At 64.3% G+C, this 20,570-nt stretch carries 20 protein-coding genes; 11 read left to right on the top strand and 9 right to left on the bottom strand.

All coding sequences use genetic code 11. The features are described from left to right. Positions 1-61: 61 nt before the first annotated feature. The 5 genes from HYH07_RS20760 to rpsT all read right to left on the bottom strand — a co-directional run bounded on the left by HYH07_RS20760 (position 62) and on the right by rpsT (position 6,878). On the bottom strand, positions 62-820 hold the full coding sequence (locus tag HYH07_RS20760; RefSeq protein ID WP_220004241.1) for a hypothetical protein: 759 nt from the start codon (positions 818-820) through the stop codon (positions 62-64). Positions 821-940: 120 nt separating this feature from the next. Next, positions 941-2,077 carry a DNA replication/repair protein RecF gene (gene recF, locus HYH07_RS20765; RefSeq protein ID WP_220004242.1) on the bottom strand — a complete coding sequence of 379 codons (1,137 nt, stop codon included), beginning with the start codon at positions 2,075-2,077 and terminating at the stop codon, positions 941-943. A 257-nt stretch (positions 2,078-2,334) separates the two neighbouring features. Next, the gene (gene dnaN / locus HYH07_RS20770) at positions 2,335-3,453 is read right to left on the bottom strand and encodes a DNA polymerase III subunit beta (RefSeq protein ID WP_057754036.1); all 1,119 of its coding nucleotides are present in this window, start codon (positions 3,451-3,453) and stop codon (positions 2,335-2,337) included. A gap of 426 nt (positions 3,454-3,879) precedes the next feature. Then, complete coding sequence (gene dnaA / locus HYH07_RS20775; RefSeq protein WP_220004291.1) at positions 3,880-5,292, bottom strand: chromosomal replication initiator protein DnaA; 1,413 nt, start codon at positions 5,290-5,292, stop codon at positions 3,880-3,882. Between the two features lie 1,319 nt (positions 5,293-6,611). Continuing rightward, on the bottom strand, positions 6,612-6,878 hold the full coding sequence (rpsT, locus tag HYH07_RS20780; protein WP_057754033.1) for a 30S ribosomal protein S20: 267 nt from the start codon (positions 6,876-6,878) through the stop codon (positions 6,612-6,614). Positions 6,879-7,267: 389 nt separating this feature from the next. On the opposite strand from rpsT, the gene HYH07_RS20785 reads away from it, so the two are divergent. The 3 genes from HYH07_RS20785 to HYH07_RS20795 all read left to right on the top strand — a co-directional run bounded on the left by HYH07_RS20785 (position 7,268) and on the right by HYH07_RS20795 (position 9,411). Next, positions 7,268-7,585, top strand: a complete 318-nt coding sequence (locus HYH07_RS20785) for a hypothetical protein (RefSeq protein WP_057754029.1) — start codon at positions 7,268-7,270, stop codon at positions 7,583-7,585. 203 nt (positions 7,586-7,788) lie between these two features. Next, positions 7,789-8,445 (top strand): peptide-methionine (S)-S-oxide reductase MsrA, encoded by a 657-nt coding sequence (gene msrA / locus HYH07_RS20790; RefSeq protein ID WP_220004243.1) that lies wholly within the window; start codon positions 7,789-7,791, stop codon positions 8,443-8,445. A 246-nt stretch (positions 8,446-8,691) separates the two neighbouring features. Next, entirely contained in the window at positions 8,692-9,411 is a 720-nt protein-coding gene (locus HYH07_RS20795) for a polysaccharide biosynthesis/export family protein (RefSeq protein WP_220004244.1), read from the top strand. A 195-nt stretch (positions 9,412-9,606) separates the two neighbouring features. Here HYH07_RS20795 and HYH07_RS20800 read toward each other — a convergent pair whose 3' ends face one another. From HYH07_RS20800 to HYH07_RS20810, 3 genes are all read right to left on the bottom strand, one after another. Beyond that, a complete protein-coding gene (locus HYH07_RS20800; protein ID WP_220004245.1) occupies positions 9,607-10,278 on the bottom strand; it encodes a dienelactone hydrolase family protein in 672 nt (223 codons plus the stop codon). 228 nt (positions 10,279-10,506) lie between these two features. Beyond that, entirely contained in the window at positions 10,507-10,848 is a 342-nt protein-coding gene (locus HYH07_RS20805; protein ID WP_220004246.1) for a hypothetical protein, read from the bottom strand. 23 nt (positions 10,849-10,871) lie between these two features. Then, the gene (locus HYH07_RS20810; RefSeq protein ID WP_220004247.1) at positions 10,872-11,636 is read right to left on the bottom strand and encodes an alpha/beta fold hydrolase; all 765 of its coding nucleotides are present in this window, start codon (positions 11,634-11,636) and stop codon (positions 10,872-10,874) included. A 426-nt stretch (positions 11,637-12,062) separates the two neighbouring features. Here HYH07_RS20810 and HYH07_RS20815 point away from each other — a divergent pair, with 426 nt between their 5' ends. From HYH07_RS20815 to HYH07_RS20850, 8 genes are all read left to right on the top strand, one after another. Next, entirely contained in the window at positions 12,063-12,554 is a 492-nt protein-coding gene (locus HYH07_RS20815) for a (2Fe-2S)-binding protein (RefSeq protein WP_057754010.1), read from the top strand. Next, positions 12,551-14,845, top strand: a complete 2,295-nt coding sequence (locus HYH07_RS20820) for a xanthine dehydrogenase family protein molybdopterin-binding subunit (protein WP_220004248.1) — start codon at positions 12,551-12,553, stop codon at positions 14,843-14,845. Before HYH07_RS20815 ends, HYH07_RS20820 begins: the two co-directional genes overlap by 4 nt. Before the next feature lie 391 nt (positions 14,846-15,236). Then, positions 15,237-16,331 carry an HD-GYP domain-containing protein gene (locus tag HYH07_RS20825; protein WP_220004249.1) on the top strand — a complete coding sequence of 365 codons (1,095 nt, stop codon included), beginning with the start codon at positions 15,237-15,239 and terminating at the stop codon, positions 16,329-16,331. Between the two features lie 73 nt (positions 16,332-16,404). After that, complete coding sequence (locus HYH07_RS20830) at positions 16,405-16,620, top strand: hypothetical protein (protein ID WP_220004250.1); 216 nt, start codon at positions 16,405-16,407, stop codon at positions 16,618-16,620. A gap of 1 nt (position 16,621) precedes the next feature. Then, positions 16,622-17,596, top strand: coding sequence for a tripartite tricarboxylate transporter substrate binding protein (locus HYH07_RS20835; RefSeq protein ID WP_220004251.1), 975 nt, complete (start codon positions 16,622-16,624; stop codon positions 17,594-17,596). Between the two features lie 102 nt (positions 17,597-17,698). Next, a complete protein-coding gene (locus HYH07_RS20840) occupies positions 17,699-18,151 on the top strand; it encodes a helix-turn-helix transcriptional regulator (protein ID WP_220004252.1) in 453 nt (150 codons plus the stop codon). Then, the gene (locus HYH07_RS20845) at positions 18,151-18,495 is read left to right on the top strand and encodes an SRPBCC domain-containing protein (RefSeq protein ID WP_245317233.1); all 345 of its coding nucleotides are present in this window, start codon (positions 18,151-18,153) and stop codon (positions 18,493-18,495) included. Before HYH07_RS20840 ends, HYH07_RS20845 begins: the two co-directional genes overlap by 1 nt. A 21-nt stretch (positions 18,496-18,516) precedes the next feature. Next, a complete protein-coding gene (locus HYH07_RS20850; protein ID WP_220004253.1) occupies positions 18,517-19,251 on the top strand; it encodes a thioredoxin family protein in 735 nt (244 codons plus the stop codon). Positions 19,252-19,313: 62 nt separating this feature from the next. Here HYH07_RS20850 and HYH07_RS20855 read toward each other — a convergent pair whose 3' ends face one another. Further along, positions 19,314-20,564: a S1C family serine protease gene (locus HYH07_RS20855; protein WP_220004254.1), complete on the bottom strand. Its 1,251-nt coding sequence runs from the start codon at positions 20,562-20,564 to the stop codon at positions 19,314-19,316. Positions 20,565-20,570: the final 6 nt, after the last annotated feature.

A 20,570-nucleotide genomic window follows, 5' to 3' on the forward strand; every position in this document is an offset into this window, starting at 1 on the left:
GAACCGGGCAGGTTCAACAGCGGTCTCTCGGCCTGCCGGGTCGGATCGGGAGAGGGGGAGCTCAGTAGAGCTGGAGCGGCGACCACAGATCGCCGTCGGGGCCGACCGTGACCTCCCAGGCATCGCCGGCCGCCAGCTCGATCGTGGTGTCGCGGTCCGCTCCGCCGCCGATCTTCAAGGCGTAGGTGTATTTGCCCGGGGGCATGTTGAACAGCGGCGCCTCGGGGCGTTCCTTGCCGGCGCGGGCCGGCAGCGTGACAGTGTGATTGTCGAGCGTGAGCACGGTTTCCTGGTCGCCGAGATTGGTGAACATCAGCGCCGCGCGGCCGGGCGTCGGCATCACATGCGCCATGGTCGCGGCCTGCTGGTTTCGCTGCACCAGATTGACCGAGGTGCTCGCGCCCTTGCGGTCGAGCGCCAGCGCGGCCGGCCCCAGCGGGGTCGTGAAGGCGAGCCGGACGTGATCGCTGGCGATGTCAGCGCCATCGTGCTGCTCCTGCCAGCCGAGCTTGCCGAGCTCGGTGCGGTAGAAGGCGAGCACGTCGCCGAGCTCGGCGGGAATGCGGGCCGTGAGCTTGGTCCGCAGCGGCGCGTCGATGCCGAGCATTTTCGTGGTGCCGATCTCGCGATAGCTGGTCCGGGTCGGCGCGGGCAGCACGGCGTCGGGATCCGGCGTGAGCGCGGACGAGAACAGAGGCGGCAGATGCGGCGTCCATCCGCTCGCGCCTGCCGCCGCCATGCCGCTTGCGAGCAAAGCGAGGCCGCACACGAACAGCCGCCATCGTGCCGGGACTTTCATCCCGCGCCTTACCGTCGTCATGGTCTTTCTCTCCAGGGATCTCGCGCCTGTCGATCGCGCGATTGCAACGGCTGCGACACCGCTAGCAGCGGCCTCACAGTCCTAGTCGCGATCCGAATGGGCCGGGTTCAACACATCAGGCTAGCGCCGGGCGGAAACGCGTCCGCTCTCGACGTCAAAGACTTCGCCGCCCGCGCCGATCTCGGCAAAGGCGGCCGGGTCCGCACCGGTCAGCCACACCTGCGCGCCGAGCTTGCGCAGCTCGTCGAACAGCGCGGCGCGCCTGTTGGGATCGAGATGGGCGACCACCTCGTCGAGCAGCAAAAGCGGCACGATGCCGGTCATCTCGGCGACCAGCGTCGCATGCGCCAGCACGAGGCCGATCAAGAGCGCCTTCTGCTCGCCGGTGGAGGCATCGCGCGCCGGCATGCTTTTCGGCGCGTAGATCACCTGCAGATCGGTCAGATGCGGACCTTCAGTGGTGCGGCCGGCGATGGCGTCGCGCGGGCGGTTGTCGCGCAGGATCTGGCGATAGCGGTCCTCGACCGAGGTCGCCGTTTCCGTCAGCAGCGCGTTCTCCATCCAGCCGTCGAGCGCGATTTGCGCGGAAGGAAAAGCCGAGGCTTGCGCGCGCGCGTTGAGCATGCCGGTCAGGCGCGCCGCGGTCTGGCCGCGTGTTGCGGCGACCGCGACGGCAAGCTCGGCCGTCTCGCGCTCGATCGCGTCACACCAATGGTCGTCGTAATTGCGCGTCTCGAGCAGGCGGTTGCGCGAACGCAGCGAGCGTTCCAGCGCGTTGATGCGGCTGGAATGCTCGCTGTCGATCGCCAGCACCAGGCGGTCGAAGAAGCGCCGGCGCTCGGACGCGGCACCCATGAACAGCCCATCCATCGCCGGCGTCAGCCACACCATGCGGATGTGATCGCCGAAGCTGGCCGCCGAATTCACCGGCTCGCGGTCGATGCGGCAGCGCCTGATCACCGGGCTATCCGCGCGCGGCGGCTCGATGCCGGTGCCGAGCGTGGCGAGGCCCAGCGCGCCCTCGACCTGCGCCGAGACGGCCCAGGAGCCGTCGCCCTGGTTATCGGCGACATCCTCCAGCGTGGCGCGGCGCAGGCCGCGGCCCGGCGACAGGAACGAGATCGCCTCGATGCAATTGGTCTTGCCCGCCCCGTTCGGCCCGACCAGCGCCACCATGTCAGCCGCCGTCTCGAGCCCCGCCGCCCGATAGTTCCGAAAATGCGTCAGCGTCAGGCGATGGATGCGGGAGGGGGTCATGGTCATTCGTTATGGGCGCGCGCGCTCCCCTTGAGAGCATGCCGTAGGGTGGGCAAAGGCGCGCTCTGCGCGCCGTGCCCACGTCTCGCGGCGATTCGTGCTGCTCGATGGTGGGCACGCTTTCACCTTCGCTCTTCGAGCTCCGGCGCAAGCTTTGCCCACCCTACGGCTGCGGTGGATGGCCGGGTCATAGGCGAGCGAAGCGACGCCGTCCTTCGGACGGCTACGCCCGGCCATGACGAGGGGAGAAACACCCCTCACACCCGCATCGGCATCAGCACGTACAGCGCGCTCTTGTCGTCCTTGTCCTGCACCAGGGTCGGCGAGCCGGGGTCGGCCAATCTCAGCACCGCGACGTCGCCTTCGATCTGGGCGGCGATGTCGAGGAGGTAGCGGGAGTTGAAGCCGATATCGAGCGCGTCGGAGGCGTATTCGACCTCGAGCTCTTCGGTTGCGCTGCCCGAGTCCGGATTGGTCACCGACAGCACCAGCTTGCCCGCCGACAGCGACAGTTTTACCGCGCGGCCGCGTTCGCTCGAAATCGTCGAAACGCGGTCGACCGCGTTCTCGAAATCCTTCTTGTCGACCACGAGCTCCTTGTCATTGCCTTGCGGAATGACGCGGCCGTAATCGGGGAAGGTGCCGTCGATCAGCTTTGAGGTCAGCACGACATTGCCGATGGTGAAGCGGATCTTGGCCTGCGACAGCTCGATCGTCATCTCGGCTTCGGTGTCCTCGATCAGGCGCTGCACCTCGCCGACGGTCTTGCGCGGCACGATGACGCCGGGCATGCCCTCGGCGCCCTTGGGCTGGACGAGATCGAGCTGGGCGAGGCGGTGGCCGTCGGTGGCGACGCCGCGCAAGGTCGCGGCGGTCGCGGTGCCGGCGGCGTGCAGATAGATGCCGTTGAGGTAATAGCGCGTCTCTTCGGTCGAGATCGCGAACTGGGTGCGGTCGATCAGCCGCTTGACGTCCTTGGCGGCGAGATTGAACGAATGCGAGAGGTCGCCGGCGGCAAGGTCCGGGAAATCGTTCTCCGGCAGGGTCTGCAGCGTGAAGCGCGAGCGGCCGGCGCGGATCGCCAGCACCGCGCGGTCGCCGTCGGCCTCCAGCACGATCTGCGAGCCGTCCGGCAGCTTGCGCACGATGTCGTAGAACATGTGCGCCGGCACCGTGGTCGAGCCGGCAGTTGCGGTTTCCGCCGGCAGCGTCTCGGTCACCTCGAGGTCGAGGTCGGTCGCCTTCAGCGACAATTTCGCGTTCTCGGCGCGCACCAGCACGTTGCCCAGGATCGGAATCGTGTTGCGGCGCTCGACCACGCGATGGACATGGCCCAGTGATTTCAGGAGTTGCGCGCGTTCGACCGTAACCTTCATTGCACCACTCGCCCGATCCCCAAAGATGGAAAAAGCCGGGCGAAGGACAGCGCGCCGCGGCACCGAAGACCCTGGTAAGGCCGGGTCATCGAGCCGATATGACCAAAGCCGTCAGGGTCGCGCAAGGTGGCGCGGATGGCCCCGGGATTCAAGGGATCGGGAGCCAGTTCCCCACGATTTACCCGCCAAACGAAGTCTGCCGCTTGGAGCATGGGTCTACCCCCTGACCCCGCGTGCTGTGGGCCGCTCGGGGCAGCGATCGTCCGTACAGCGTCATGGCCGGGCCTGTCCCGGCCATCCACGGCTTGCCACGCGGTGCAAAGAACGTGGATGCCCGGGCCTTCGCCTCGCCGAAGCGGCTTCGGCCGCGCAGGCGGGACAAGCCCGGGCGTGACGATCTCTGCTGAAGGTGAAAGAGATAGGCGTTTATTCCTGCAGCTGGCGCTTCAGCGACTCCACTTCCTCGGACAGCGCATTGTCCTTGGAGACCAGCGCCTCGATCTTGCGCACGGCGTGCAGCACCGTGGTGTGGTCGCGGCCGCCGAATCTGCGGCCGATTTCGGGGAGGGAGCGCAGGGTCAGCGTCTTGGCGAGGTACATCGCCACCTGGCGCGGACGCACCACATTGGCGGTGCGGCGCGAGGACAACAGGTCGGAGCGGCTGACATTGTACTGCCGCGCCACCACGCGCTGGATGTCCTCGATCTTGATCCGCTTCGGCTCCGAGGGGCGGATCAGATCGCGCACCTCGCGCTCGGCCATCTCCAGCGTCACCGGCTGGTTGTTGAGCTTCGAATGAGCAAGAAGCCGGTTGATCGCGCCTTCAAGGTCGCGGCCGTTATGGGTGATGGCGCGGGCCAGATAATGCAGCACCTCCTCCGGCACGTCGAAGGTCGCGTGATGGGTGCGGGCGGCTGCGACGCGCGACTTGAGGATGCCATGGCGCAGCTCCTCGCCGAGCGAGCCCATCTCGACCACGAGGCCGCCGGCGAGGCGCGAGCGGACGCGATCGTCGAGGCTCTCGAGATCCGACGGCGGACGGTCGGCCGCAATCACGACCTGACGGCCGGCATCGATCAGCGCATTCAGCGTGTGGCAGAATTCGGCCTGCGTCGACTTGCCCTGCAGGAACTGGAGATCGTCGATGACGAGCACGTCGATGCCGCGCAGCGCTTCCTTGAAGGCGAGCGCCGTCTGCGTCTTCAGCGCGGCGACGAAGCCGTACATGAATTTTTCCGCGGTGAGATAAAGCACCTTGCGCTCATTGCCGGAATTGCCGGCCCAGGTCACCGCCTGGAGCAGATGCGTCTTGCCGAGCCCAACGCCGGCATGGATGTAGAGCGGGTTGAACATCACGGGGTCGCCGCGGCGGCCTTCGGCGACCTGACGCGCGGCCGCATGGGCCAGCGTGTTGGAGCGGCCGACGACGAAGCTTGCAAAGGTCAGGCGCGGATCGAGCGGCGAGCCGCCGAGCGCGTCATGATTGGCGGAAACGGGCGCGGTCGCGGTCGAGCGCAGCTCCGGCGCGGGGGCGCGGCGCGCCTCGACCGGCGCGGGCGCTTCCTTCGGCTGGACCACGGGACGCACCGCGGAACGGACGGTGAGATCGATGCGATGCACTTCCGGCATCTCGGCCTGCCAGCACGACAGCACGCGCTCGGCATAATGGGCCTGGATCCAGCTTTTCAGGAACCGCGTCGGCACCGACAGTCGCACGCTTTCGTCCTGCACGCCTTCCAGATCCATGCGCGCGAACCAGCTCGTATAGACGTCTTCGCCGACGTTCGAGCGCAGGCGATTCTTCACGCGCGACCAGCGATCCTGTTCCGAGTTCGTCATCATTTGAAAACTTTTCTTGAGAGATAAGGTTGCGTGGTGAGCGCCATGCAGAGTTCCTGCCATGCAGGGCGCGACCTCGAGCGAGTCCATCATTCGGGCATAGCTCGACCCTTCGCGGAAGCGCCGCGGGTCAGGCCAGCGATGTCGGAGATGGAGGGTTCGCGAGGTCAGCGCGTACTCGACGCGTCGTCGCAAATGGGAGGCTGGTCGCAGGACGGATTGGAAACGGCATCGTTGGACGATGAAGCGAAAGTCAATACCGCGTTGAATCCGTAGGCCATGATACCTCCCCGTCCTGCCGTGATCGCTCACGGCAAGGTCCTGCGTAAAAGAACCTCCGCGCTGTACTCAACTCGCGGATGTCCAGCCCGTCTGCTCGTGTCGTCCGTTCGGCCACGCCATCATGCGCGTCGGGGTAGTCTCAAGATGCCTCTCATGTGATCTTGTACATGGGCGGGATCGCAAAGATCCCGCTTGGAGAGGTCAAGACAAAGAGCTACCGTTCCCATATTGCTACGGGTTTATCCGACTATCGCTTGTTGGAGCGTCGCCTACGTGCACACCGCCGCCGATTTGCACGCTCGCCTCGTTCTTAAACCGCGCTGGTCTGAAGATCGTGGGCGCCGCGAACGACTTAAGGAATACACTAAGCGGAAAGACTCGCAACGAAATTGATTCACACTCGAGGCATCAAAAAACTTGACCAGCGTTAACGCCGCGCACGAGTTGTTCACAGGCGTGAGAGCAAGTTTTTGGATTCGTGCACAGATTCGAAAATCGCGCGTGTCATGTGACAGCGACGCCGCCGCCGCCAAAAAAAATTTACAAAATCGTCACGCGCGCGACGTGCAAGCGAATTTTCCAAATGCTTGTCGCCGCTATGTCGATAAGTGATTAGCGAGACACCGTTTTTTGAGTCTCGTTTCACAGGGTAACCCGAGCAGAAAACAGGTTCCGGTGAAACTACGGTGTGCAGAACTTTGCTTCGCGCGAATTCAATTTAGGCCCGCGCCGCAGTGGTTTTTCGCACCGCAGCGTAGCGCAATCAAAGGTTTCAGCTGTTGCAAAACAATGGCAGGTAAAACCAATGGCAGGTAAAACTACGGGCGCGGCATGGCGAAGCCGATGATCCTCTTCCAACGCAAGATCGGTCGCGCAAAGACTGCAAGGGTGAATTGTAACAGGCAGCAAAAAGCCCGGCGTGAAAGCCGGGCTGATCGAGACTTGCGATATCTGCTTCAACCAATCGAATGACGCGATTGGCTTGGCGCGAACAAATCTACTTCGCGAGGATTATTTCGCGACCTTACTTCGCGAGCTTACTTGGCGAGCTTGGCGATCTGCGCGGTGAGGCGCGAGACTTTGCGGCTGGCGTTGTTCTTGTGAATGATGTTGCGCTGGGCGGCGCGCATCAGCGCGGGCTCGGCAGCGGCCAGCGCCTTCGCGGCGGCGGCGCGGTCGCCGCTCTTGATGGCTTCTTCGACGGTACGCACGGCGCCGCGCATCTGGGTGCGGCGCGACTTGTTGACGGCGGTGCGGCGGGCGATCTTGCGCGTCGCTTTCTTGGCGGAGGTAGTGTTGGCCATGGTCTCAATGTCCTTTGCGGGTACCGGTCGCGTCTTGGTCGGGTAGCGCCGGCAGCTTGACCGCGGAATCGACGCTCGGATTTAGGGTGTTCGGTTGCTGGGCCGTTCCCGGAACATGAGCGATGAGCCTTGCGGTCATCTCTGCGGCCCCAAAAGAGCCTGCAACTGCTCAAAGAACAGCGGCGGCAGGATTGCGCCCACCGCCAGTTGGCGCCCTTATAGAGGGGGTCTTTGGCACCGTCAACGCTTTAGGGGCTGGAAAAGCAGGCTTCCAGGCGTGCCAAAAGGGGCTGTAACGCTCTGATGAGGTTGAATTTCTGCCGTCTCTTGGCTATTGGCTGACGGCGTTTATCGCCGTCATCCGATCGGGTGACCATATTGGGTGGGGTATGATCCGCGGCTTTTTCCGACTGATTGGCTTGCTGCTGCTGGCCGGCGGATTCTTCTTCATGGTCTATGACGGCGCCCGCTGGGTGGCCGACCAGACCCTCCGCTTCACCCGGTTCGGCCAGTTCTGGAACGACATCAACCAGGCCAGCCAGTCCGCCTTCCGGACCTGGGTCGAGGCCAAGGCGCCCTGGCTCTGGACCTCGGTGATCCGCCTGGTGCTGGACCAGCCGGTTTTCGCCGTGCTCGGCCTGCTCGGCATCCTCCTGATGATCCTGTTCCGCCCGCGCAAGCCGCTGATCGGCTATTCCCGGGATTGATCTTTCAATTCCCGCCGGGATTGATCTTTCAATTCCCGCCCGGATTGATCTTTCAATTCCCCCCGGGATCGAGCTCGGAACGAGGGGCGGCGTAACAAGACTGCCGCTGCTTGCGTAAAGACCTATATTCCCACGCAATCGCGAGCCCGCCGCCTGAGCACCTGGCTGACGCGCGCGCCAGCTCGTTTCTCGGAGGTTCCATCATGCTGTTCACGCGCAAGTCCACCGCATTGCCTGGTGCAGCTGAGGCGCTGCCCGGCCGCGCGCAGGCCATCCCCACGGCGAGCATCCATTTCGTCAATGGCAGTAAACTGAAGCCGCCCTACCCTGATCGCCTCGAGCAGGCCGTGTTCGGGCTTGGCTGCTTCTGGGGCGCCGAACGCAAATTCTGGGAGCTTGGCGAGGGCATCTATACGACCGCTGTCGGCTATGCCGGCGGTCACACGCCGAACCCGACCTATGAAGAGACCTGCTCGGGCCGCACCGGCCACACCGAAGTGGTGCTGGTCGTGTTCGATCCCAACAAGATCTCTTACGAGAAGCTCTTGAAGACGTTCTGGGAGAACCACAACCCGACGCAGGGCATGCGCCAGGGCAACGATGTCGGCACACAATATCGGAGTGCGATCTGTACGTATTCCGACGCGCAGAAGAAGGCCGCCGACGAATCCAGGGCGCTCTATCAGAAGGCGCTCAAGGCAAAGGGCTTGGGAGCCATCACCACCGAGATCGCGCCTGCGGGTCCGTTCTACTTTGCCGAGGATTATCATCAGCAATATCTGGCAAAGAACCCCGCCGGCTATTGCGGCCTCGGCGGCACCGGCGTGTCGTGTCCGATCGGTGTTGGTGTGAGTGCGTAAGGCTTCCACCTGTCATTCCGGGGCGCGCGCCAGCGCGAACCCGGAATCCAGAAATTGCAGCGCGAGATTCTCAGGTGCGCAATTGCGCACCATAGTTCGACGCTGACGCGTCGCCCCGGAATGACACCAAGCCGCTGGCGCCACCACCCCTCAACCCTTTGTTAACCATACCGGGTGCATCACAGGACCTGTCTCGTTTTCAGGGATGGTCCGGTGCGGGTTCAGCGCGCGTTTCGGTGGTCGATCATGACAGTGTCCTTGGCAGCGTCCGCCGCGCTGACCCTGGGCGGCTGCATGCAGACCACAGGTCCCGTCGCTTACGTGCAGCCTCGCCCCGATCTCGACACCATGGCCTATGGCTCCCCCTACAGCGCGCCACATCCGGTCGTCGTTGCCAACAGCGGCGGCGGCGCCATCGATGCGCTCACGAATTCCTTTGCCTCGATGCCCGCACCCCAACCGGTCGCTTATGGCGGACCGGTGATGGCTGCTCCCATCCGCTATGACACCTCCTACCACCTCGATGCCGGCGACAAGCTGCGTGTCGTGGTCTACGGCCAGGAAGGTCTCACCAACAGCTACGCCATCGATGCCGGCGGCTCCATCACCATGCCGCTGATCGGTGCGGTGCCGGCGCGTGGCCGCACCACGGCAGGCCTTGCCGGCGAGATCGGCGCGCGCCTGCGCAACGGCTATATTCGCGAGCCCTCGGTTGCTGTGGAGATCGAGTCCTACCGCCCGTTCTTCATCCTCGGCGAAGTCGCCGCGCCCGGCCAATATCCCTACGTGCCCAACATGACGGTCGAGAGCGCCGTCGCGATCGCCGGCGGTTTCTCGCCGCGCGCCAAACGCGACATGGTCACCGTGACCCACGCCGAAGCCGGCGGCGCCATGCGCGCCGTCGTGCCCTTAGGCACCCCCGTCAGCCCCGGCGACACGGTGTTCGTCGGCGAGCGCTGGTTCTAGTTTCAGCCCGACCCTCTCCCCTCGTCATTCCGGGGCGCGCGTAGCGCGAGCCCGGAATCCATTGATCTACGAACTCTGACGCCCAATGGATTCCGGGCTCGACGCTGGCGCGTCGCCCTGGAATGACCGTGTGAGGATGAGGCGCGAGATTCCGAGTTCGATGCTGCGCATCGCCCCGGAATGACGCCTGCGGCGTCACTTCAAATGCTTCGCCAGGAACGCCATGCTGCGCGGCCAGGCGATATCAGCGCTGGCCTTGTCGTAGCTCGGCCGCTCGTCGCAATGGAAGCCGTGCTGGGCGCCGGGATAGATGAAGACCTCGACGTCGGGCCGCTTGGCCTTGACGGTCTCGACATCGGTCAGCGGAATGCCGGCATCCTTCTCGCCGAAATGCAGCTGGGTCGGCACCTTCGGGGTCTCATCGGCAAAGCGCACGACGGCGCCCCCGTAATAGCCGATCGCGGCCTTCAGGCCGTTGAGCCGCGTCGCAGCCACAAAGGCGATGCTGCCGCCAAGACAAAAGCCGATGATGCCGACCGGGCCGACATCCTTCACGGCGTCGATCGCGGCTTGCGTATCACGCAGCATCGCCGCCCAATCCGGATTGGCGACGAATTTTCGCGCTTCCGCGATCTCGTCGGGCGTATAGCCGGACTGGAAGCCCGGTGACGTCCGGTCGAAGATCGACGGCGCGATCGCGACATAGCCCTCGCCGGCGAGACGGTCGCAGACCGAGCGGATGTGATGATTGACGCCAAAAATCTCCTGGATCACCACCACCGCGCCCTTCGGGCTGCCAGTGGGATCGGCGCGATAAGCGCCAAGCTGAAAATTGTCCGATGCCGTCAGTTTGATGTCTTGTCCCACGCGGGTTGTCCTTCTTGGTTGTCGTGAATCCTGGCAGCTCCAGAAATCGTCATGCCCGGGCTTCCACGGTCTTCGTGCAGTGCCGTAGGGTGGGCAAAGGCGCGCAGCGCCGTGCCCACGATCTTGTGCTTGCAGGCACTGCGGTGGGCACGCTTTGCTTTGCCCACCCTACAGCACCGTTTTGCTTGGCCGACTTCGCTACCGCCTCCGAGAGGGGAGGGATACGCCTCACTCCCACATCCAGTTGTCGCCATAATCCTCTTTCCATCCTGCCAGCCGTCCATGACGGAATTGCAGGAACAGGCGATGACGGGACGGCACCAGTCCGCTGCCACCGAGATCGCGAAGCGCGAGGTAGGTCTCGTTGCCGGGCCGTCCCTTGACGTATTGCAGGGACTGTCCGAGCGCATGCGCGGTCTGATCCGCGTCCATCCCGAAAGCCAGGGGCGTATTGTTCGACAATGTGTCGACGAAGGGACGTCGCAGCGGCACGGTGCCGAGCGGCTCGGCCTGCACGGATGCCGCCATGATGAGAAGCGCTGCGCCCGCCGCCAAGATGACCCGCTTCATCGCCCGTATCCTCGTCTCGCCGTCTATGCCGGCAAGTTCTTCAGGAAAGGTAGCACGGCGTCAACAAATGCCTTGGGCTGATCGATGTTGACGGCGTGTCCGGCCGCGGGGATCACGACCTTTTGTGCGCCCGGGATTTTTGCCGCCATGTAATCCGACGCCGCCAGGAACGGCGTGTCGTCGGCGCCGACCACGATCAGTGAGGGCACCTTGATGTCGGGCAGCAGCTCCATCACGGCTGAATCGCGCTGGGTCAGCATGCCGCGGGCGGCCAGGGCCAGCCCTCTGGCATTGCGGTGGCTGGCGGTGGCGCGCTCGCGCGTTGCCGCTTTCAGCACAGCGAGACCTTCCTGGTCGAGCTTGTCGGCGGTGGCGAGCGCCCGCGCATTCCAGGCCTCGCGCGCGTCGTCCTTCTTGAAGCCCGGACCGGTGTCGATGATCAGCAGCGCGCGCGTGCGCGTGGGATGGGCGCGATAGAACGCAAGCGACATGTAGCCGCCGAGCGACAACCCGCCGATGATGGCGCACTCGGCGCCGACGACATCGAGGATCGCAGCGATGTCGCCGACAGTCAGCGCTTCGCTGTAGGCTTTGGGATCATCAGGGTAATCGGACTGCCCGTGACCGCGCATGTCCCACAGTACGAGCTTGTGGTCTTTCGCCAGCGCCTCGATCTGGCCATGCCACATCGCCGAGGTCGAGGAATAGCCATGGGTGAGCAACAGCGGCGGCCCGTCGCCGTGTACTTCGTAATAGATGCCGACGCCGTCCCGATCGATCCTTGGCATTGTTTTCGCCCTTTGTTGTCCTTGTCTGCGAGCCCGGAATCGTAGTGTGGGCAAGGGCGCACTTGCGCCGTGCCCACCACCTGTCTCCGATTGCAACGAATGGTGGGCACGCTTCGCTTTGCCCACCCTACGACACTGTCTCGTTCTCTGCATGCTAGCCCGCAAGGTTACTTCGCGGAAACCGCCGCGATCGCGATGCATGTACACCTCGCGCGCCGCTTGTTGCGTCCAGCCGCTAACTTCAGCGCCGTTGTCGCAACGCACAACACGTGACTGGCTGGTTGGTTTCGATCGATTCCAAATTGCATTTGCCTCTGTGCGCGAACGCGATCATTCTTGCGCGCAAGGCGGGGGCCAGCCCGGTGGGCGTCCGTCGATCAAGTTGCCGCCGTAAGCGGCTTCATGCACCGGCAGGGGAAGACGCCTATGCCAACGCTCACGATCAACGGGCGGAGTATGTCCGTGGATGCGGCGAACGACACGCCGCTCCTTTGGGCCATCCGCGAACAATTGCAGATGACCGGCACGAAATTCGGCTGCGGTGCCGGCCTGTGCGGTGCTTGCACCGTGCACGTCAACGGCGAAGCCGTGCGGTCGTGCCAGACCATGGTTGGCGATGTCGCCGGCAAGAAGATCACCACCATCGAAGGTCTGTCCGCCAAGGGCGATCATCCCTTGCAGAAGGCATGGATCGCCGAGCAGGTGCCGCAATGCGGTTACTGCCAGTCGGGGCAGATCATGCAGGCGGCTTCGCTGCTGGCGAAGAATTCCAATCCGACCAAGGAAGAGGTCGTGGCGCATATGGACGGCAATCTCTGCCGTTGCATGACCTATTCGCGGATCCAGAAGGCCATCATGCGCGCCGCCACCGAGATGCGCACTGCATCCGCCGCCGGCAACGAGCGGAGGCCCACATGAACAAGCACGTGAAGACCATCACACCAGAGACATCGGATCTCAGCCGCCGCTCCTTCCTGGTCGGCACCGCCGCAACCGGCCTCGTGCTCGGCTATGCCGGCGTGCCCGGCATCGGTGAAGCACTCGCCGCGGCGCCCGTCAATTTCGAGCCGAGCGTCTGGTATTCGATCTCGCCGGATGGCTTGGTCACCGTGACCTGCGGCAAGGCCGACATGGGTCAGCACATCGCCTCCACCATGGCGCAGATCGTCTGCGAAGAGCTCGGCGCGAAGTGGAGCGACATGCGGGTCAACCTCGCCTCCAACGATCCGAAGTTCAACGATCCGGTGCTCGGTGCGCAGATCACCGGCGGCAGCTGGTCGACCATGATGAACTTCGAGGCGATGAGCCGGGCAGGCGCGGCCGGCCGCATCGCCCTGACGGAGGGCGCTGCGGCCGCCATGGGCCTGCCGCCCTACTTCAAGGACGAGCTGGTCGTGCGCGACTCCATGGTCACGCATCCGAAGTCCAAGAAGTCGATGAGCTTCGCCGACATCGTCAAGAGCGGCAAGGCAACGAAGACCTTCACGCCCGACGAGCTGAAGGCGATCAAGCTGAAGACACCTGATCAATACACCATGATCGGCGTGTCGGTGCCGCAGATCGACATCCCCTCCAAGACCAACGGCACGGCCAAATACGGCATCGACGTGATGATTCCGGGCATGGCCTATGGCGCGATCGTCACGCCGCCGGTGCGCTACGGTGCCACGGTGAAATCGGTCGACGACTCCGCCGCGAAGTCCGTGCCGGGCTTCATCAAGGCCGTCATCCTCGACGACAAGACCCAGACGACGACGGGCTGGGTGGTCGCGGTCGCGAGCACCTATGCCAACGCCAAAAAGGCGGCGGCGGCGCTGAAGATCAGCTATGACGGCGGTCCGAATGCAAAGCTGTCGAGCCAGTCGTTGCTTGATGAGGCCAAGCGGCTTCAGGGGCTCGACGATTCCGGCCAGTTCTTCGTCAAGGACGGCGACGTCGCAGCCGCGCTCGGCTCGGCGGCCAAGGTGCTGGAGGCGGAATACACCACCAGCATCAACATCCATGCGCCGATGGAGCCGATGAACGCCACCGCGGAGTTCAAGGGCGACATCCTGCATATCTATTCCGGCAATCAGTTCGCGACGCGCTCCGGCGCGATCGCGGCGGGCGCTGCCGGGATCGATCCGAAGTTCGTGGTGATGCACCAGATGTGGCTCGGCGGCGGTTTCGGCCGCAGGCTGGACGCCGACATGATGGTGCCGGCGGTGCAGGCGGCGAAGGCCGTGGGCAAGCCGGTGAAGGTGATCTACACGCGCGAGAACGACATGACGATGGATTTCTCGCGTCCGCTCACCTACCAGAAAGTAAAGGCCGGCGTGGACGGCGACGGCAAGCTCGTCGCGCTCAGCCACGACGTCGTGTCGGCCTGGCCGACCCAGCGCTGGGGTATCCCCGACTTCCTGTCGCCCTCGGTCGACAAGAAGGGCCCGCTCGACGCGTTCACGGTGAACGGTTCGGACTTCTTCTACACGGTGCCGAACCACAATGTGCGCGCGATCAAGAACGAGATGGCGCACAACGCCACCCCGTCGGGCCAGCTCCGCTCGGTGGCGCCGGGTTGGACCTTCTGGGCGGTCGAAAGCATGATCGACGAGATCGCGGCTGCGACCGGCAAGGACCCGGCGCAATTCCGCATCTCGCTGCTCGACGGCGCCGGCAAGAACGACGGCGGCGCGCAGCGGCTGCGCAACACGCTGCTCGCCGCGATGGGCCTTGCCGGCTACGGCACCAAGAAGCTGCCGAAGGGTGAAGGCATGGGCGTCGCCTGCGTGTCGTCGCAGGAGCGTGCGACCGCAAGCTGGACCGCCTGCGTCGCGCATGTTGCGGTGGCGCCCTCGGGCGAAGTGACCGTGAAGAAGCTCACGGTCGCAACCGACGTCGGCACCCAGGTGCATCCCGACAATATCCGCGCCCAGGTCGAGGGCGCGGCGCTGTGGGGCTTGTCGCTGGCGATGTACGAGAAGGCGACGCTGAAGGACGGTGGCATCGAACAGACCAATTTCGATGGCTACACGCCCTTGCGCATGAGCCAGATGCCCGAAGTCGCGGTCGCCGTGATCGCCAATGGCGAGAACGCCACCGGCGTCGGCGAGCCCGCGGTGACGGTGGTGGCGCCCGCCATCGGCAACGCCATCTTCAACGCCTCCGGCGCCCGCGTCCGGGCGCTGCCGATCACGGCGGAAGCCGTGAAGGGGGCGATGAAGGCGTAAGCTGTTGCTCGTGAGCCGAGATGATCCGCCGGAGGGCCCACCTCCGGCGGATTTGTTTTGGGAGCCGTTTCCACACCCTCGCTGTCGTGCCCCGCGCAGGCGGGGCATCCAGTACGCCGCGGCTTCTCGGCTCCAGCCTCGCTGCCTCGGCGTACTGGGTCGCCCGGACAAGCCGGGCGACGACAGCGGAGTGGATGAGAGCGTTCGAAATTCCCCTTATTCTTCAATGGCCCTCCTACTGTGCATGGGGTTGTTTTCGCGCTCGCGGGAACCTCGATCCTTAAAATTGAGCACAATTCCGGCAGGTTCGGTTGAGCACGCCTCTTAAGGGCCGGAGAACCTGATCCGGCTTAGCCTGACGCCAAATACACTCCCGTGCCTTGGGGAAGCCATGAACGCGCCAGCCAAATCCGCCAACAAACGCCGGCTTCTGCTTGCCTCCGACCGCAGCGATGCAAGCACCGAGCTCGCCAGCATCCTGAAGGCGGTCGGCGAGGTCTCGACGGTGACCACGCAGGAGATTCCCGAGCAGCCCTCGCGCGATCTCTCCGGCCTCGTCGTCGATATCAACCTCCGCTCGCCCGATAGCGTGCAGCGCGTGCGCAACAAGCTGCGCGGCGAGGCCTATCGTTCGATGCCGCGGCTGTTCGTGCTGGCCGATGCGCTGCATCACGGCACCATGCAGGCCTGGGCGCTGGGCGCCACCGACACCATCTCGCGGCCGCTGCAGGCCGAGGCGATCCTGCAGCGCATCCGCGCCGCCTTCCCGGACACCGCCGTCTATGACGCGACCGATCGCGGCAAGACGCTCAACCGCGGCGTCGAGGCGGCGCATGCGGTGCTGAAGAAGATGTTCGAGAAGCTGCCGCTCGGCGTGCCCCTGACCTTCGACGACGTCATCGCCGCCGAGAACAAGATCCTGAAGGCGATCAAGCACTCCTCGCTGCGCGAATGGCTCACCACCGTCGGCTGCCACCATGTCGGCAGCTACAGGCACTGCCTGTTCGTCACCGGCTTTGCGGTGTCCTTCGCCCAGCATCTGGGCATGCGCGAGGACGACCAGCGCCGCCTGACCCGCGCGGCGCTGCTGCACGATGTCGGCAAGGCCTTCGTTCCCTCCCACCTGCTCGACAAGCCCGGCAAGCTCACCGATGAGGAGATGGCCGAAGTCCGCCAGCATCCCCGCCGCGGCTATGACGCGCTCGCGGCCCAAGGCGGCTTCCCGCCGGAGATGCTTGACGTCGTGCTGCATCACCACGAATTCCTCGACGGCAGCGGCTATCCCAATGGCCTGTCGTCGAACCAGATCAGCGACATCGTGCGCGTGACGACGATCGTCGACATCTACGCGGCGCTCGTCGAGAAGCGCGCCTACCGCATGCCGTTCACGCACGCGCGCGCCTTCACGATGATGGAAGGCATGGGCGGCAAGCTGGATCAGCAGCTCTTGCAGGCGTTCCGCCCGGTGGCGCTGGGATCGTTCTGAGGCAGCATTCTCAGCTGCCGTAGGGTGGGCAAAGGGACTTGTCCGCCGTAGCTCGAAGAGCGAAGGCGGAAGCGTGCCCACCACTTCCAAGAACGTGGGCACGGCGCTGACGTGCCATGTCGGCAACGTTGATGACGAGGTGATCGAGGGCCTGAACCTTCACCGGCATGCCTTATCCTTTCGTCACCATGAACCCTGCGCACTTTCCGCAGCAGATGAGCTTTGTTACAACGCCGCCGCCGTCTTCAAGACGTCAGGCCTTCAAGAACAACACTGGGAGAACCCTTGAAATGATCACTCGCCGTACCGCGCTGGGCCTGCTCGCCGCGACTCCGCTCGCGGCCAGTCCGCTGTCGAGGGCTTTTGCAGCGGATTATCCGTCCCGGCCGGTGAAGTTCGTGGTGGGTTATCCGCCCGGAGGCGCCACCGACATTCTGGCGCGCCTGATCGGCCAGCGGCTGTCGGAGCGGCTCGGCCAGCAATTCGTGGTCGAGAACAAGCCGGGCGCCGGCAACAATATCGGGACCGAATCCGTCGTGAATGCCGAGCCCGACGGCTACACCGTGCTGCTGGTCAATCCGGCGAACTACATCAACACCACGCTCTACGCCAATCTCAAGTTCAACTTCATTCGTGACATCGCGCCGATCGCCGCGTTCCAGCGCGTGCCGAACGTGATGACCGTCAACAAGGACGTGCCGGCCAAAACTGTCGCCGAGTTCATCGACTATGTGAAGGCCAATCCCGGCAAGGTGAACATGGCTTCCTCCGGCAACGGCACCTCGGTGCATCTGTCCGGCGAGATGTTCATGGCCATGACCGGCTGCAAGATGCAGCACGTGCCCTATCGCGGCGCCGCGCCCGCGATCACCGACATGCTCGGCGGCCAGGTGCAGGTTATCTTCGACAACATGCCTTCGATCATCCAGCACATCCGCTCCGGCTCGCTGCGCGCGCTCGGCGTCACCACGGCGCAGCGCTCGCCGCAACTGCCTGATGTGCCCGCGATCGGCGAGACCGTGAAGGATTACGAGGCGAGCGCGCTGTTCGGCATGGGCGCACCGAAGAACATGCCCAAGGACCTGATCGCCAAGCTCAACAGCGAGATCAACACGCTCATGAAGGAGCCCGAGATGACCAAGCGCCTGGTCGAACTCGGCGGCGATCCGCTGGTGGAGACGCCGGAGGCGTTCGGCAAGGAGATCGAGGCCGAGACCGCCAAGTGGAAGAAGGTCGTCGAGTTCGCCGGCCTCAAGGTCGAATAGCGATCGCGTGATTGCGTGCCCATGAAGCCCCGCCGAAACGCGGGGCTTTTTCTTGCGTGGTTCCGGCTTGACGAGCCGGCGTTTGCGCCTATACTAAACCTTATGGTTAAGTATCTAGACGAGACGCTTGATCGCACCTTTGCGGCACTGTCCGATCCGACACGGCGCGCGCTGCTGGCGCGTCTCGGTAAAAAGGATGGCCTATCGGTGAGCGAGCTGGCCGCGCCGTTTCCGATCTCGCTGCCGGCGATCATGAAGCATCTCGACGTGCTTGACGATGCGGGCCTGATCGTGCGCGAGAAGACCGGGCGTACCGTGTCCTGCCGGCTCACCGCGCAGCCGATGGAGCAGGCGATGAACTGGCTCAATCGCTACGCACAATTCTGGTCCGAGAGCTTCGATCACCTTGCCGCCTTTGTGGAGGACAAACCATGGTCAACGCAGTCGCCGGCGCCGCCGAACGCGCAAACGAAGGTCCAAGCCTCACACTCACGCGCCGGCTCCGCGCGCGGCCGGAAAAGGTCTTCGCCGCCTGGACGCAAGCACCGCAGCTAGTGCAATGGTTCGGGCCGCCGAACATGAAGCCGGCGACCTTGAATGCGGAGCTCGACGTGCGCACCGGTGGCCGCTACCGCATCTCATTCACTCGCGACGACGGCGAATATTTCGAGGCCGGCGGCATCTACCGCGAGGTGGTGCCGAACGAGCGGCTGGTGTTCACCTGGGCCTGGCACTCGACGCCGGAGCGCGAATCGCTGGTGACGATCACGTTGAAGCCCGACAGCGCCGGCACGCTGATGATCTTCCATCATGCCCAGTTCTTCGACGAGACCGCGCGCGATAACCATCAGCGTGGCTGGAATTCGTTCTTCGACAAGCTCGACAGCTTCGTCGCCTGATCTCGGTCAAAGGAGGATACCATGCAGCAACATCAGATCGTCTCCCGCGAGCAATGGGTCGCAGCCCGCAAAGCCCATCTGGCGCATGAGAAAGAATTGTCGCGGGCGCGCGAGCGTCTGGCCGAGGAGCGTCGGGCCTTGCCCTGGGTGAAGGTTGACAAGAATTACGTATTCGACGGACCGAACGGCAAGGTGACGCTTGGCGATCTGTTCAAGGGACGCCCGCAGCTCGTGGTCCAGCACGTGATGTTCGCGCCGGATTGGGAGGCCGCCTGCAAGAGCTGTTCGTTCTGGGCCGACGGCTTCGAGCGCATGGTGCCGCATCTGGCGGCGCGCGACACCACGATGGTCGCGATCTCACTGGCACCCAGCGCAAAACTCGAAGCGTTCAAGAAGCGCATGGGCTGGACATTCGACTGGGTATCGTCTGGCAATAACGACTTCAACCACGATTACGAAGTCTCGTTCACGCGTGAAGAGATCGACAAAGGCGTGCCAAAGTACAATTTCGGCACCACGCCGTTCTATGGCCCGGAGCTACCCGGCATCAGCGTGTTCTTCCGCAACGAGGCCGGCGAGATCTTTCACACCTATTCCTGTTTCGCCCGCGGCCTCGACATGATGAACGCGGCCTATCAATATCTCGACCTCACCCCGCTCGGCCGTCACGAGGAGGGTCTGCCCTATCCGATGGACTGGGTGCGTTTGCGCGACCAGTACGAGCCGCAGGCGCAGGGCGCGTGCTGCCACGGGTGACGGGGCGGCGCGCGCCGCGCGGCTCGCACCTCAGGATGACGGGATCGAGCTGCGTCGATTTGCTATTTCTTCGCCTCGGCCTGCTCCGTGCCCTTGCACGAGATCAACATCGTGTAGGCCCGCGCGTTGCCGGCGATCTCGGGGGTCTTGAGCTCGCCCCTCGGTTCGGCGGTCTGGTACGGCACCACCGAATTGTCGAGGAAGTCGCGCAGCGCGCCGGTCTTGATCGCGAAGTTGATGTTTTCGGGAATGCTGCCGGTGGCTGCGGCGACTCGCAACCCATCGAGCTTCCCGGTGACGACGCCGACAAGCTGACCGGTGGTGTCGAACAGTGGACCTCCGCTGTTGCCAGGCTGCACGGGCGCACTGATTTGCAGGAAACGCGAATCGTTGCGCATGCCGCTGAGCGAACTCACAATGCCGGTCGTCACGGTGAAGTCCGAGGTCAGCAATCCGTGAAATGGAAAGCCGATCGCGACGACGGAATCGCCTGACCGGATCGAGCGGTCACGGATCCGGGCAAACTCCTTGAACGTCGCCGTCGACGGCGCCTGCAAAAGGGCAAGATCGTTGTTCGCATCGGCAGACACGACACGCAGCACCATCGCGGCTTCGCCAGTGAGATTGCCCTTGAGTTCGCTGCAGCCCTCGATCACGTGGTTGTTGGTGACGATGTGTCCGGCAGCGCTGACCACAAAGCCGGTGCCGAAGCCGCTCTTGGCACCTTTGCCGGGCTTGCTCGCCGGCGGCGCGCCCTGCTTGTCTGCCGTGGCGGCCGGCTTCGCCGCGCCCTTGGTGAAATCGCCGGCCTTGTCGAGCCCGTCGGCCTTCACCTTGGTCACGCAATTGGCCAACGCGGCGATCACTGGTCCGGTCGATCTCAGGTCGAAGTTCAGGACGGCCTGGCCGGCCGTCGCGACCATCAGGCTTGCCTTCTGAAACGTGCGCACGACATTGAGCGGCATGACGGCCGTGAGCATGTCGGGCCGGTACGCCGTGGCGTACAGCCTGGCTTGCTCCTGCCCGTCAAAGGTCACGTCGATGGCGGCGTTCTCGCTCTTGTTGAAGTGATAGTTGGGACTCGCAAAGGCGAGCGACCATATGCCGGCGGCATTCTGGCTCACGACGAGGATGACGCCGTTCGCATAAGGCGCCGTCGCCGCGCAATGGGAGAAGGCACCCGTCTCGTCGTTGCTGAAGGCGCCGCCGACCCAGCCGCCGACATTGACGGTGCCAAATGGTCCTTTCGCATGCGCTGTCCCAACAAGACACACCTGCAGCAGAGCTGCAGCGACGAACGACCTTAACCGCATGACTTC

Origin of the sequence: Bradyrhizobium sp. BR 10261, from assembly GCF_019455395.1 — a bacterium.
Classification (GTDB): domain Bacteria; phylum Pseudomonadota; class Alphaproteobacteria; order Rhizobiales; family Xanthobacteraceae; genus Bradyrhizobium; species Bradyrhizobium manausense.

Excerpts from the sequence above, each read along its gene's own strand:
- HYH07_RS20785 (WP_057754029.1), top strand. The coding sequence starts at position 7,268 with ATGATCCGCGGCTTTTTCCGACTGATTGGCTTGCTGCTGCTGGCCGGC.
- rpsT (WP_057754033.1), bottom strand. The coding sequence starts at position 6,878 with ATGGCCAACACTACCTCCGCCAAGAAAGCGACGCGCAAGATCGCCCGC.
- HYH07_RS20835 (WP_220004251.1), top strand. The coding sequence starts at position 16,622 with ATGATCACTCGCCGTACCGCGCTGGGCCTGCTCGCCGCGACTCCGCTC.
- HYH07_RS20825 (WP_220004249.1), top strand. The coding sequence starts at position 15,237 with ATGAACGCGCCAGCCAAATCCGCCAACAAACGCCGGCTTCTGCTTGCC.
- HYH07_RS20805 (WP_220004246.1), bottom strand. The coding sequence starts at position 10,848 with ATGAAGCGGGTCATCTTGGCGGCGGGCGCAGCGCTTCTCATCATGGCG.
- HYH07_RS20850 (WP_220004253.1), top strand. The coding sequence starts at position 18,517 with ATGCAGCAACATCAGATCGTCTCCCGCGAGCAATGGGTCGCAGCCCGC.
- dnaN (WP_057754036.1), bottom strand. The coding sequence starts at position 3,453 with ATGAAGGTTACGGTCGAACGCGCGCAACTCCTGAAATCACTGGGCCAT.
- HYH07_RS20795 (WP_220004244.1), top strand. The coding sequence starts at position 8,692 with ATGACAGTGTCCTTGGCAGCGTCCGCCGCGCTGACCCTGGGCGGCTGC.
- msrA (WP_220004243.1), top strand. The coding sequence starts at position 7,789 with ATGCTGTTCACGCGCAAGTCCACCGCATTGCCTGGTGCAGCTGAGGCG.
- HYH07_RS20840 (WP_220004252.1), top strand. The coding sequence starts at position 17,699 with ATGGTTAAGTATCTAGACGAGACGCTTGATCGCACCTTTGCGGCACTG.
- HYH07_RS20815 (WP_057754010.1), top strand. The coding sequence starts at position 12,063 with ATGCCAACGCTCACGATCAACGGGCGGAGTATGTCCGTGGATGCGGCG.
- dnaA (WP_220004291.1), bottom strand. The coding sequence starts at position 5,292 with ATGACGAACTCGGAACAGGATCGCTGGTCGCGCGTGAAGAATCGCCTG.
- HYH07_RS20820 (WP_220004248.1), top strand. The coding sequence starts at position 12,551 with ATGAACAAGCACGTGAAGACCATCACACCAGAGACATCGGATCTCAGC.
- HYH07_RS20855 (WP_220004254.1), bottom strand. The coding sequence starts at position 20,564 with ATGCGGTTAAGGTCGTTCGTCGCTGCAGCTCTGCTGCAGGTGTGTCTT.
- HYH07_RS20760 (WP_220004241.1), bottom strand. The coding sequence starts at position 820 with ATGACGACGGTAAGGCGCGGGATGAAAGTCCCGGCACGATGGCGGCTG.
- recF (WP_220004242.1), bottom strand. The coding sequence starts at position 2,077 with ATGACCCCCTCCCGCATCCATCGCCTGACGCTGACGCATTTTCGGAAC.
- HYH07_RS20810 (WP_220004247.1), bottom strand. The coding sequence starts at position 11,636 with ATGCCAAGGATCGATCGGGACGGCGTCGGCATCTATTACGAAGTACAC.